The organism is Leisingera sp. MMG026, assembly GCF_021654205.1.
Classification (GTDB): Bacteria; Pseudomonadota; Alphaproteobacteria; order Rhodobacterales; family Rhodobacteraceae; genus Leisingera.
In genome coordinates this window covers 23099-34894 of the sequence record NZ_JAKFZM010000042.1, presented here as the reverse complement: position 1 = coordinate 34894, position 11796 = coordinate 23099, and the positions used below count along the sequence as shown (strand labels likewise).

Below are 11796 nucleotides of genomic sequence, written 5' to 3'. Positions count from 1 at the left end.
AAGTAAAAGGCACTACAGCTGTTCCATTGGCGTCGATCTACGCAAATCGCCTGTGAAAACCCACTGTAAGAGCCGGAGGCGGGCGCTCGCTACTTTGAGCATTATAGGTAGCTTCGTCTCACCACACTGCAAAATTGTGAACGTTCAGCAACCCGCAGGAAAACGAAAAGGAAACTGCACCTAAACTCAGACAAGCAGGATTGCGACCCCCACAGAGATCAGAACGAAAACACAAAAGCCCCAGCAAAGCAGCATTTTTGATCTGCGTGAGACGATCTGCTTGTTCTGAGGCAAGAGCGGACGTTGCTCCATTACCCTTTCACCTGGTTTCAGCTTCAACAGCGCCCTTCGCCGAGCCTTTTGATCCGGTGTGAACCACGATCCCGCCTGCAGTGATGAAGGCTATCGCAGCAAAGATTTCCCAGCCTGGCTGACCCAACCCGAGCGCGAGCATGAGTATGGTGGAGAATACCGGAGCTGAGTAACCAAGGACGCCAAGCAGAGCAGCATGACCCTGACGCATACCCAGATCCCAGAGAAAAAACGCTCCCCCGGCAGGCCCCAGACCAAGCGCTGCAATGACCCAAACATCCGAGGCGCTCAGCGCAGGCAGGTCCGCCCCTTTTGCAATCCACCAGAGACCGCAAAGCAATGAGGAGGCAAAGCAGATTGTCGTCATTGCAGAGATAGCATCTGACTGATCGTGGCGGCGCAGGTTTGAGAACAACGCCCAGAGAATGGCGCCAACAAAGGCAAGGCCGTAGCCGAGTGTCTCAGATAGCTGGAGTGCAAATCCATCTTTGCCGATCAAGATTAACACCCCGGCAAAACCAAGCGCGGCTCCAAGGTAACCCGGGAACCCGCTGCGCAGTTGGAAGAACAGGTTGCCAAGGATGATCAGGCAAGCAGGCCATAGGTAATTGATCAGCGACACTGGGATGGGATCTGCGTGATGGAAAGCTTCCAGATAGGCCAAATGGTAGGCGGCCAAAAGCCCGGCAAACAAGAGGGTGCTGCGGTCCAGCAGACGCACTGGCTTGCGGCCCGTGGCGGCGCATATAGCAAGCCCCATGCCCGCCGCGATCGCAAAGCAGAACGTCAGGACCAGATAGGGCGGCAGGGAGGCTGAAAAGGCGCCAAGAACCCCCAATGTGCCCCATGAGAGAACCGCCAGCGAACCCAATCCTGTGTGCCGGGCCGACATCAGAAGACTTCGCTTCCCAGAACCGCATCCTGCGAGGGCTGCAGCAGGATAGTCTCACCAGCTTCGTTCGGGACACCCATAACCAGGACTTCAGATTTGAAACCGGCAATGTTGCGCGGCGGCATATTCACCACGCAGACAACGTGCCGTCCAAGCAGTTCTTCTTCGGAGTAGTTTTTGATCTGAGCGCTGGACCAGCGCTGACCCAGCTCACCAAAATCTACGCAGACCTTGTAGGAGGGATTGCGCGCGCGGGTGAAATCCTTGACCTCGACGATCTTGCCCAGGCGCATTTCCACCTTGGCAAAATCATCATAGACGATCTCTGCTTTTTTCATGTCTTTGTTCCTTACGACAGTGCGGCCAGAATGGCGGCTTCCGATCCTGCAGTGTCGGCAGTGCCGCCCAAATCGCGTGTCTTGGTATCAGGGCTTGCCAAAGAAGTTTCAATGGCTTGTTCGATCTCAGCTGCGGCGCCTGCTTCGCCCAGATGCTCCAGCATCATGGCAGCGGTCCAGACTGCAGCAACGGGGTTAGCGACGCCTTTGCCTGCGATGTCAGGCGCCGAGCCATGGACCGGTTCAAACATCGAAGGGTATTTGCCCTCCGGGTTGATGTTGGCCGAGGGCGCGATACCGATCGATCCAGCGACGGCCGGACCCAGGTCGGACAGGATGTCGCCAAAGAGGTTCGAGGCCACAACCACGTCGAACCAATCCGGATGCAGGACAAAGTTCGCGGTCATGATGTCAATATGGAACTGAGCCGTATCAATGCCCGGATGGCGCTCGGCCGCGGCGGCAAAACGTTCGTCCCAGAACGGCATTGTGTGAATGATGCCATTCGACTTGGTGGCCGAAGACACATGTTTGCGTTTGCGGGTTTTGGCCACGTTGAACGCATAGTCCATGATCCGGTCCGTGCCGCGGCGGGTCAGGATGCTTTCCTGAATAGCGGCCTCGTTTTCCGTGCCTTGATAGACGCGCCCGCCGATCTCGGAGTATTCCCCCTCGACGTTTTCACGCACGATGATCATGTCGATATCATCGGAACCACGCCCGGCCAGGGGCGAGGTAATGCCCTTCAGGAGGCGCACAGGCCGGACATTGGCGTATTGATCCAATTCGCGGCGCAGCGGGATCAACAGACCCCAAAGCGACACGTGATCCGGAACACCGGGAAAACCGACCGCACCAAGGAAGATGCTGTCAAACGCCTTCATCTGCTCGATGCCATCTTCGGGCATCATCCGGCCCGTTTCGTGATAGCGTTCGCAGGACCAGTCGAATTCGGTCCAGTCCACAGTGAAGTTGTGCTTTTGCGCCACAAGGTCAATGACGCGCTGGCCGACCGGCAGAACCTCTTTGCCGATCCCGTCTCCCGGAATGGCAGCGATACGATATGTTTTTGTCATAGCCAGATTTCCTTACGCGATGCCGCCGATATGCAGGGTTTTGACTTCCAGGTATTCATCGATACCCTGATGCGCACCCTCACGGCCCAGGCCGCTTTCCTTGATGCCGCCGAAGGGCGCGACCTCAGTGGCAAAGCCGCCGACATTGATGCCGATCATACCGGTTTCCAACTCTTCGCTAACACGGAATGTGCGGGTCAGGTCGTTGGTGTAGAAATAGGCCGCCAGCCCGTAAGGAGTCGCGTTGGCTGCTGCAAGCGCTTCTTCCTCGGTGTCGAACTTGAAGAGCGGCGCGACCGGGCCAAAGGTCTCTTCGTCCGCCACGATCATATCGGTGGTCACACCTGTGACGACCGCCGGGCTGATGAAGCGCGTGCTGGTGTCGTCCTGGGTGCCGCCAACGATGACCGTTCCGCCCTTGGCCGTGGCATCGTCCAGATGCGATTTGATCTTGGCGATGGCCGCCTCATTGATCATCGGACCAATTTCGACGCCGTCCTCAAACCCGTCACCCAGCTTCATGTTTCCAACTACAGATGCCAGCTTTTCAGCGAAGGCATCGTAGACACCGGCCTGGACAAAGATCCGATTGGCACAGACACAGGTCTGCCCCGCATTGCGGAACTTCGAAGCCATGACACCTTCGACGGCCAGATCCAGATCGGCATCGTCAAAGATGATAAAGGGAGCGTTGCCGCCCAGCTCTAGGCTGAGACGCTTCATGGTGCCTGCGCATTGCTCCATAAGCAGCTTGCCCACGCGGGTGGAGCCGGTGAAGGACAGCTTGCGTACGACGGAGCTGCCGGTCAACGCGCCGCCGACGCCTGCAGGATCTCCGGTGACAATGTTGACAGCGCCGGTCGGGAAACCCGCGCGTTCCGCCAGCACACCGAGTGCAAGGGCCGTGAAAGGCGTGAACTCCGACGGTTTGATGACAACCGGGCAACCTGCGGCCAGGGCCGGGGCGATTTTCCGGGTGATCATCGCCGCCGGGAAATTCCAGGGCGTGATGATGGCGCAGACGCCGACAGGCTGTTTCTGCACGATGATACGCCGGTCCTGAACCGGGCTGGGGATGGTTTCGCCATAGACACGCTTCCCCTCTTCCGCGAACCATTTCACGAACGACGCAGCATAGGCGATTTCGCCTTTGGCTTCAGCGAAAGGTTTGCCCTGCTCCAGGGTCATGAGCGTGGCCAGGTCATCCTGAGCTTCCATGATCAGGTCGAACCACTTCTCCAGCAGTGCGCCACGATGTGCTGCTGTGGTTTTGCGGAAGGTCGCAAAGCAAGCCTCGGCAGCTGCAATTGCGCGGTGCGTTTCGTCGGAACCGCAGTTCGGCACAGTGCCGACAACAGAAAGTGTTGAAGGGTTGTCAACTTCGATCGTCGCGCCATTGTCGGCGTCGATCCATTCGCCCGCCACCAGGTTTTGCTGACGAAACAGAGAGATGTCTTGAAGGTTCATAATTTCCAACTCCAGCAGTTAGGAAAATCCTATCGGGTTTGCGCGAGGGGAAGTCTTGAATTTGCCAATCCGGTAGCATCCTGCGCCGCATTTGGCCGGGCTTCAGCATTTTGTGCGGCACCTTAGTCCCGGTCGACCAGGTCCTGGATCGGCACGCTATGCTTTTCGACAACCGGCTTAATCACGATGTAGGAGAAGTACTTATCGATGCCGAGGTTCCGCTCCAGAAGATCCTCCATGATCTCCTGATACTGGGACACACCGCGCGCGACAAACTTCAACAGGTAGTCATATCCGCCACTCAGCAAGTAGCAGTCCACTACGTTGTCATGCTTGCGGATTTCGTTCTCGAACCGAACGAAGTCCTTGCGGCGGTGGTCGGCCAGTGTGACTTCGGTGAAAACCGTTACGTGCTCAGCCAGTTTCTTGAGGTTAATGACGGCCCGGTAATTCTGGATGTAGCCCGCTTTCTCAAGCCGCTTTACCCTTTGCAGGCAGGGGCTGGGAGACAATCCCACAGCCTCCGCCAAGTTTACATTGGTGATATTGCCCTGCGCTTGCAGGGTGGAAAGAATATTGATGTCGATCCGGTCGAGTTTCGGCGTCCCCACCATATTCTTCCCTCCTGGAGTTTAGCCAGCCAACTCTGCCTGATGTGCCTTGACCATGTCCATCATGCTATTGAACTGGAAGTCATATTTCGGCATGTCGCCGGGGTTCATGGTGGCGCCAAAACCTTCTTGGTCGTGGCGGCGGTAGATCCAGCAGTTGGACAGGCCATATTTGTTGGCAGGTGCGTGGTCATGGAACATGCTTTCTGCGGTATGCAGAATTTCATGCTTCTGAATGCCCTGACGTGCCAGCATCTCGATCATGTAGTCGAAGTTACGATCAAACGGCTTGTAGCTGCCCACGTCCTCGGCGGTGTAGACGCCGTCGAAATGCACACCAAGGCGGGTATTGGCGCCCGAGAAGGTGAGGTTATCGGTGTTGGTCAGAACCACCAGTTTGAAGTGTTTCTTCAGGTAGGTCAGCGCCTCGATTGTGTCGTCAAACGCGGGCCAGTGACGTGCGGAACGGCCATAGGCTTCGCACTCTTCCCAGGTCACTTCGACGTTCCATTCTTCGGCCAAGCGGCGATACACCACGGGCAGCAGCTCGTAGTATTTCTTCGACGGCGTATAGCGCTGAGTTGTGCTTTCGTAGAAGGCATGCGCTTCGAGAATGTCGTCGCGTGTCAGGCTGCGGCTCACACGGTCGGTCAGCGGCTTCAGGCCGGTGACCATGCCGGTTTCCCAATCAAGCAGGGTGCCATAGACATCGAATGTGAGGGCTTTGAAATCAGACAGTTTCATGAGGATTATCCTTCTACGTCCAGAATAGTGTCCAGTGTTGCACGAAGTCGGGTGATCAATAGATCCACCTCAGCTTCGGTGATACAGATGGGCGGGGCGAGCCCGATGACGTCATCGGCAAAGGCCCGGAAAATTACGCCATTTTCGTAGCCCGCTGTGGCAAGACGACCCGCAACATTCTTGTCCTTGGCGGGTTTCGCCTTGGTTTCCTTGTTCGAGACGATCTCAATGGCGGCCAATAGTCCCTTGGCGCGCACTTCGCCAACAACCGGATGATCCAGCAGGGTTTTAAGCTGCTGTTCGAAATAGGCGCCAACCTTTTTCGAATTCTCGATCATACCACCTTCATAAAGCTTGATCACCTCCAGCGCGACAGCCGCGCTGACCGGATGACCTGAGTAGGTGAAGCCATGGCCGAAGGGCACGCCCTCGGGCGCCGCATCTGCAATCGCCTGATAGATGGCATCCGAAACGAACACCGCACCCATAGGCGCATAGCCCGAGGTCAGGCCTTTGGCGGTTGTCAGGAAGTCAGGCGTCAGCCCTTCGTGCTCGCAGCCAAACATCGGCCCGGTCCGGCCAAAGCCCGTGATGACCTCATCCACAATGAACAGGATGCCCAGTTCGCGGCAGGTGTCCTGCATAGCCTTGGCATAACCTTCCGGCGGTACAATCACACCGCCTGAGCCCTGGACCAGTTCCATGATGAACGCAGCAGTGTTTTCAGCACCAAGCTCTGCAACCTTGGCTTTCAGGTTGGCAACACCCTGCGCGATGATTTCCTCGTCCGACGACGCAGCTTCGTTGCGGTAGGGATAGGGTGAGGCGATGTGGTGCTGCCACTGCATCGGCAGATCGAACTTATCATGGAAGACCGGCAGAGCCGTCAGTCCGGCCCCGTTCGAACTGGAGCCGTGGTAGCCCTTTTCCAGCGCGATGAAGTGCTTCTTGGAGCTTTCGCCGCGGGCGTTGAAGTAGTAGCGCACCATGCGGATCACGGTATCCACCGCGTCCGAACCGCCCAGGGTGAAGAACACGTGGTCCAGATCGCCAGGAGACAACTCGGCGAGCTTGGCTGCCAGTTCAATTGCCGGCTCGCTGCCAAAGTGGAAATACCCGGTTGCATAGGGCAAGCGCTGCATTTGCTCAGTGGCAGCGGCAACAACATTCTCGTGGCCATAGCCTGCGTTTACGCACCACAGACCAGCAAAGCCGTCGAGCAGTTCATTGCCTTCGGAGTCAGTCAGGAACACACCCTTCCCCGACTGCATGACAGTTACGCCCCGCTTTTCGTGAGCGCGGATTGGAACCACAGGGTGGAAATAGTGGGCCCGGTCTTTTTCGATAAGAGAGTTGGATCGCATCGGTTTCTTTCCCGTATGAGCTTTCAATTGAGGGTAAGGGAAACTGCCGGAAGGAAAGTGCGTTTTGCAGCTGGGAACGGCATTTTTAGCCGTCGTTTTTCCTTTGACAGCATTTTGTGCTGCATCTACCCGGCTGACTTCGCGGGAATTAAAGTGGATCGTGCTCTAAGAAGCCAGTTTTGCAGCATATTCTGAAAGTACGCCGGATCATCGCGCCATTGGCTTTGGAATGCCATGCCGCGAACGAGGCACATGAATTCGTTCATCATGGCTTGCCGTATGTCTGCGCTACAGCCGAACGCCGCGAGTTCGACGTGCCAGACGTCATTGAGCGCCTCGTTGAATTTTTGGGATTCTGCAGCGACATAAGCCAGTTCTGTCTCATTCACGCGGGCCTCGGACAGGTAGTCCATGGACACCTGAAAGATTCCGCTTTGATATCTTTCCCAGATGTATTCGGTAAGGGCTTTCAGTCGGTTTTGACCAGGTTTCAGTGCCCGAGTGAAACTACGCAGCAGATCCGCCTCGCGGCAGAGCATCCCAGCATAGGCCGCCTGAATGAGTTCCTTACGCGATGGGAAGTGGTGCAGCATCGCACCCCGTGACACCTTGGCCTGACGGGCGATGTCTTGTGTTGACGTGTGCGCCAGTCCCCGATCAACGATCAGGAACTGTGCTGCCTCCAAAATCCGGGCCTGTGTCGCCGCGGACCTTTCGGCCTGTGTTCGCCTTGGTTTGCTGGATGCCGTCATGTCTTAGCCTGCCAGATAGGCTGGAAGCCAAAGCGCAATTTGCGGAAAGACGACCATCAGCAGTACGGCGAAACACATCAAAAGGAAGAAAGGTATCGCATAGACGGCCACCTTGTGGATCGGCACGCCGGAGAAACCCTGAATGACAAACAGATTGAAGCCAACAGGCGGTGTCATCTGGCCCAGCTCAATCATGATAACCAGGAAAATGCCATACCAGATCGGGTCAAAGCCAGCGGCGACAACAACAGGCAGAGTGATCGGCAGGCTCATCACGATGATCGAAATGCCATCCAGGAAGAACCCGAGCAGAATGTAGAATAGAGCCAGTGAAGCGATCAGGACATAGGGGGACAGGTTCAGTGCATCGATCGCCACTGCAATATTTCGCGGGATGTGCATGTAGCCGATAGCGGACGACAGAAAGGCTGCGCACATCAGGATTGAACAGACCATGCATGAGGTTTTGAGCGCATTGATCAGCGACTCTGCCAGCATGGCGCGTGACATTTGCTTGCTGATTGCCGCGAAACAGAGTGCGGCAAAGACACCGATGGCTGCTGCTTCAGAGGGCGTTGCCCACCCGGTATAAATCGACCCCAGAACGACCAGGATAAGGCCAAAGACCGGAGCAAGGTTTCCTAGAATAGCACTTGGCCGGGCGTCTTCCTTGCTGATTGCGTCCTTGGGTGCAAGTGCTGGTGTAATTGCGCATCTTGCGGCCAAATAGGCAGCATAAAATGCTGCGATCATGAGGCCAGGAACCACACCAGCGATAAACAGCTTTGCAATCGAAACTTCGGCCAGAACCCCGTAGATGATCAGGACAATGGATGGCGGAATGAGAAGCCCAAGGCTGCCGGCACCGGCAAGGGAACCAAGCGCGAGGCTTTGGGAATATCCCCGCTGGTTCAACTCACTTGTGGTGATCCGGCCCACAGTGGCAGTTGTCGCCGCGCTGGATCCGGAAACGGCGGCAAAGAGAGCTGATCCCAAAACATTGGTATGCAGCAACCCTCCAGGAATTTTTGATACGAGCGGAGAGAGACCTTTGTAGAGCCGTTCGGAAATATCCGTCCGGAACATGATTTCTCCCATCCAGATGAACATTGGAACAGCAGCAAGTTCCCAGGAGGAGGCGCTTCGCACAATGATCCGGCTGGCAATCGCTCCGATTTTGTCAGGCGGGAAACCCATGAAGGCGAACAGCGAAACTGCGGCAGCGGTGGCGAGGGCAAGAAATACCCACATACCAGTCGCCAAAACAGCGAGCATCAGAATGAAAACGGCGAGTGCTGTTGTAACGGGGTCCATGATTAGCCCTCCTGTGTCTTTGGAATGAATGGGCGGATGGCAAGGGCCGATAACTGCAACACCAGTAAGCAGGCCCCGACAAAAACGATGGCATCGGGTATCCACAATGGAACTTCGGCCACGCTTTCGCTGACTGCGCCGCGCTTCCAGTTCTTGATCAGGTTGCGCCATAGGAAAGTGCAGAAGTAGGCACCCAGACCTGTTGCACAGGCGGCCACGATGAATTCGATCACTTGCTTAATTCTGCGCGGGAGCCTGAGTGTCAGCAGGTTCACCTGGATCATGCCTCCGTCCCGCAGTGTCCAGGACAGCGACAAGAAGGTAATGGACAGAACCGCGAAGCCAATGAACTCATCCAGAACGTGGGTCGAGGTATCGAACAAAGTCCTCATGACGGTTTCGAGCAGGATGTGTGAAACGGCGTAGATGAGAATGGCAGCCGCGCAAATCAGGGCGGAATAGGACACAGCATCAATCGCACGCAGAAGAAGTCGCATGGTATTCTCCAGGATCGTCGGTGGCATCAGGGGACGCCACCGACTTGTGGGGTATTATTGAGCTTTCGCTGCATTGAAGGCGTCGATCAGGGCTTGCCCCCGGTCGCCGGTGGTCTCCAGCCAGTCCTTCAGAGCAGCTTCGCCGGCGGTTTGAAGAGCGGTCCGGTAGGTGTCGTCGTCTGATGTGACCACGGACACCTTGTTTTCAGCAAGATGACCGTAAGTTTCCGCAAGACGGTCCGGGATGGCAGCCCAGTTCTGATCGCGGGTTTCGGCGGCGGCTTCGAGGACGGCAGCCTGCTGCTCTTCGCTAAGACCGTCGAAGGTATCCTTCGAGATGTGGACGAAATTCAGCGGGATCGCGTAGTTGTAGATTTCAGTGAACGTGTCGAAGTGTTCCCAGAAACTGCCAGAGACCCCGCCCTCAGCAGAGGTCAGGACCGCATCGATAGCTCCCGTCGAGATAGACGGAACAACGTCGGCCCAGGACAAGCGAACCGCGGCTGCGCCCAGTTCGTTCAGAGCAGTGGTGCCGTTTTTGTCATAGGTGCGGATTTTCAGTCCCGCCAATGCATCGGTCGAGTTCTTCGCATCAGTGGCCCAGATGCCTGACGGCGGCCAGGGAGAGGCGTAGAGCAGGATCTGGTCGTTTTCTTCAAAGACCTTTTTGAACTCGGGTTCAGCCACCTTGTAGAGCAACTCGGCCTCTTCCACTGTGGTCACGAAGAAAGGCAACGAAGAGATCAGGAAAAGCGGATCAATGCCGCCAAGCGCGCCGCCGTAGGTGTCGGCGATTTCCAGGGCTCCCTCACCGACGGCGTCAAAGTGATCAGCCGATTTGTAGCCCAAGGCACCACCGTAGTGGACCACGATTTCGACGGACCCGCCGGTCTTTTCGGCGACCAATGAGGCAAAGCGCGCATCGCCAACCCCATGGATAGAAGTGGCCGAATACTCGTTGGAAAGGTTCAGCGTGACATTGTCAGCGATTGCTGTGGTGCTGGTGACAGCAAACGACAGCGCCGCCACGCTTGCGAGAAGCATGTGTTTCATTTGGGTTCTCCTTGTTGGTTTGGTTTTGATTTGGACGTCAGCTGCCCAATGTCATTGACGCAATGTCATGGGGCATGTCGGTCAGCATCTCGTATCCGTCATTGGTGATCAGAACGGTGTCCGAGTGGCGGAACCCGCCCTGACCGCGCCAGTAGATGCCTGGCTCGATGCTGATCACCATGTTCTCCTGCAGGACGTCGTCACTGCCTTCGGCAACCCAGGGGCCTTCGTGACCTCCCATGCCGATCCCATGTCCGGTACGGTGCAGCAGATTGTTTCCAAAGCCCTCGGCGCGAAGAAACTCCATCACCTTGTGGTCGACATCGTGGCAACTGACGCCTGGGCGCAGAGCTGCGAAGCCTTTCTTTCCGGCTTCGACCATGGTGTTGAAGACCTCGGCATCTTCTTTGCTGGGAGAGGTCACAAAGAAGGTGCGTTCGGTTTCCGCGGAATACCCATTCACACGCAGGAAAGAGAGACCGACATTCGGCCCTTCTATCAGGGTGTCCGAGGGCTCTGGAAAGCGGTGTGGCTGGGCACTGAAGGGTGCGGACCAAATACCCTGCCAGATGTTTGAAATATAAGGGTCAAGATACCCTTCTTGTTGCGTGATTTCCTCCCGCAACAGGCTGTTCGCCTTGTCGGTGTCCGCAATGCGGCCGCCGTGACGGGCCAAATCCATCGCTAGCTTCAGGCCACGGTCTGAATACTTCGCCGCCTTACGGATGGCAGCAACCTCGTAAGGGCTTTTGACCATGCGGAGCTGTTCGACATAAGGCAGAACCTGAGGCGACCAGCTGGACAATGCCACCAGCAATTCACCGGTGATCGACATTTCGACGCCGATGTTTGCATCGGCAGGCAACACAGATTGCAGCGCTTCGATGTAGCTGCCGCCGGCCGGTGCGGGGTAGTCGATGTATTCGACGATCTGGTGCGGCACAGCGATGGTCGCCATGTTTTCGGCTTCGATCCGGGGTGTCAGAAAGACAGGTTCGTTACCCGGACGGACGACAATGAAGAAAGGCCGTTCAAAGGGTTCGTAGCGGAAACCAGTGAAGTAAAAGATGCTGTCTTTCGTCGAAATCAGAAAGGCGTCCAGGCCTGCCTTCTTGATTTTCTCTTCGAGAGCGGAGAAGCGGTTTTGGTGTTCGAGCATGGTCTTCCTCAACTAACAATCAGGACTGACTGTTTCTTTATTGAGGACTGTTCTGTCCGGTGTTTTCTGCTCTTCTCAGCCGGTATTCAGCACAGGATGCTTTGGTGGAAGCTGTTGCCAGCACAATCTGTTTTCACCCCGGCGGGTGGGGAAATTGGCAGCTCGTGACCGCACTCTGCCTTAGTCTAAGGCTTAAGTGGAAGTTTAGCTCATTCGT

The 11796-nt window shown here is 56.3% G+C and carries 12 protein-coding genes; all 12 read right to left on the bottom strand.

What is annotated here, in order from left to right; genetic code table 11:
• Positions 1 to 319: 319 nt before the first annotated feature.
• The 12 genes from L1069_RS18975 to L1069_RS18920 all read right to left on the bottom strand — a co-directional run bounded on the left by L1069_RS18975 (position 320) and on the right by L1069_RS18920 (position 11579).
• A complete protein-coding gene (locus L1069_RS18975; protein ID WP_129369424.1) occupies positions 320 to 1204 on the bottom strand; it encodes an EamA family transporter in 885 nt (294 codons plus the stop codon).
• Entirely contained in the window at positions 1204 to 1542 is a 339-nt protein-coding gene (locus L1069_RS18970) for a tRNA-binding protein (RefSeq protein ID WP_129369423.1), read from the bottom strand. The genes L1069_RS18975 and L1069_RS18970 overlap by 1 nt, the downstream gene beginning before the upstream one ends.
• A gap of 11 nt (positions 1543 to 1553) precedes the next feature.
• Positions 1554 to 2618 (bottom strand): tartrate dehydrogenase, encoded by a 1065-nt coding sequence (locus L1069_RS18965; protein ID WP_237456716.1) that lies wholly within the window; start codon positions 2616 to 2618, stop codon positions 1554 to 1556.
• A gap of 12 nt (positions 2619 to 2630) precedes the next feature.
• Positions 2631 to 4085 carry an NAD-dependent succinate-semialdehyde dehydrogenase gene (locus L1069_RS18960; RefSeq protein ID WP_237456715.1) on the bottom strand — a complete coding sequence of 485 codons (1455 nt, stop codon included), beginning with the start codon at positions 4083 to 4085 and terminating at the stop codon, positions 2631 to 2633.
• A 122-nt stretch (positions 4086 to 4207) separates the two neighbouring features.
• Positions 4208 to 4699, bottom strand: a complete 492-nt coding sequence (locus tag L1069_RS18955) for an Lrp/AsnC family transcriptional regulator (protein WP_129369420.1) — start codon at positions 4697 to 4699, stop codon at positions 4208 to 4210.
• A gap of 18 nt (positions 4700 to 4717) precedes the next feature.
• Positions 4718 to 5440, bottom strand: coding sequence for a haloacid dehalogenase type II (locus L1069_RS18950; RefSeq protein ID WP_134830912.1), 723 nt, complete (start codon positions 5438 to 5440; stop codon positions 4718 to 4720).
• 5 nt (positions 5441 to 5445) lie between these two features.
• Positions 5446 to 6804: an aminotransferase class III-fold pyridoxal phosphate-dependent enzyme gene (locus tag L1069_RS18945; protein WP_237456714.1), complete on the bottom strand. Its 1359-nt coding sequence runs from the start codon at positions 6802 to 6804 to the stop codon at positions 5446 to 5448.
• 125 nt (positions 6805 to 6929) lie between these two features.
• Positions 6930 to 7556: a TetR/AcrR family transcriptional regulator gene (locus tag L1069_RS18940; protein ID WP_237456713.1), complete on the bottom strand. Its 627-nt coding sequence runs from the start codon at positions 7554 to 7556 to the stop codon at positions 6930 to 6932.
• A 3-nt stretch (positions 7557 to 7559) separates the two neighbouring features.
• On the bottom strand, positions 7560 to 8870 hold the full coding sequence (locus L1069_RS18935; protein WP_237456712.1) for a TRAP transporter large permease subunit: 1311 nt from the start codon (positions 8868 to 8870) through the stop codon (positions 7560 to 7562).
• 2 nt (positions 8871 to 8872) lie between these two features.
• Positions 8873 to 9367, bottom strand: coding sequence for a TRAP transporter small permease (locus L1069_RS18930; protein WP_237456711.1), 495 nt, complete (start codon positions 9365 to 9367; stop codon positions 8873 to 8875).
• Between the two features lie 54 nt (positions 9368 to 9421).
• The gene (locus tag L1069_RS18925) at positions 9422 to 10420 is read right to left on the bottom strand and encodes a TRAP transporter substrate-binding protein (RefSeq protein ID WP_237456710.1); all 999 of its coding nucleotides are present in this window, start codon (positions 10418 to 10420) and stop codon (positions 9422 to 9424) included.
• Between the two features lie 37 nt (positions 10421 to 10457).
• Positions 10458 to 11579 (bottom strand): Xaa-Pro peptidase family protein, encoded by a 1122-nt coding sequence (locus tag L1069_RS18920; RefSeq protein WP_237456709.1) that lies wholly within the window; start codon positions 11577 to 11579, stop codon positions 10458 to 10460.
• Between the last annotated feature and the right edge of the window lie 217 nt (positions 11580 to 11796).

What these genes read in the sequence shown, in the direction of transcription:
- L1069_RS18975 (WP_129369424.1), bottom strand. Translation starts at nt 1,204, where the DNA reads ATGTCGGCCCGGCACACAGGATTGGGTTCGCTGGCGGTTCTCTCATGG.
- L1069_RS18970 (WP_129369423.1), bottom strand. Translation starts at nt 1,542, where the DNA reads ATGAAAAAAGCAGAGATCGTCTATGATGATTTTGCCAAGGTGGAAATG.
- L1069_RS18965 (WP_237456716.1), bottom strand. Translation starts at nt 2,618, where the DNA reads ATGACAAAAACATATCGTATCGCTGCCATTCCGGGAGACGGGATCGGC.
- L1069_RS18960 (WP_237456715.1), bottom strand. Translation starts at nt 4,085, where the DNA reads ATGAACCTTCAAGACATCTCTCTGTTTCGTCAGCAAAACCTGGTGGCG.
- L1069_RS18955 (WP_129369420.1), bottom strand. Translation starts at nt 4,699, where the DNA reads ATGGTGGGGACGCCGAAACTCGACCGGATCGACATCAATATTCTTTCC.
- L1069_RS18950 (WP_134830912.1), bottom strand. Translation starts at nt 5,440, where the DNA reads ATGAAACTGTCTGATTTCAAAGCCCTCACATTCGATGTCTATGGCACC.
- L1069_RS18945 (WP_237456714.1), bottom strand. Translation starts at nt 6,804, where the DNA reads ATGCGATCCAACTCTCTTATCGAAAAAGACCGGGCCCACTATTTCCAC.
- L1069_RS18940 (WP_237456713.1), bottom strand. Translation starts at nt 7,556, where the DNA reads ATGACGGCATCCAGCAAACCAAGGCGAACACAGGCCGAAAGGTCCGCG.
- L1069_RS18935 (WP_237456712.1), bottom strand. Translation starts at nt 8,870, where the DNA reads ATGGACCCCGTTACAACAGCACTCGCCGTTTTCATTCTGATGCTCGCT.
- L1069_RS18930 (WP_237456711.1), bottom strand. Translation starts at nt 9,367, where the DNA reads ATGCGACTTCTTCTGCGTGCGATTGATGCTGTGTCCTATTCCGCCCTG.
- L1069_RS18925 (WP_237456710.1), bottom strand. Translation starts at nt 10,420, where the DNA reads ATGAAACACATGCTTCTCGCAAGCGTGGCGGCGCTGTCGTTTGCTGTC.
- L1069_RS18920 (WP_237456709.1), bottom strand. Translation starts at nt 11,579, where the DNA reads ATGCTCGAACACCAAAACCGCTTCTCCGCTCTCGAAGAGAAAATCAAG.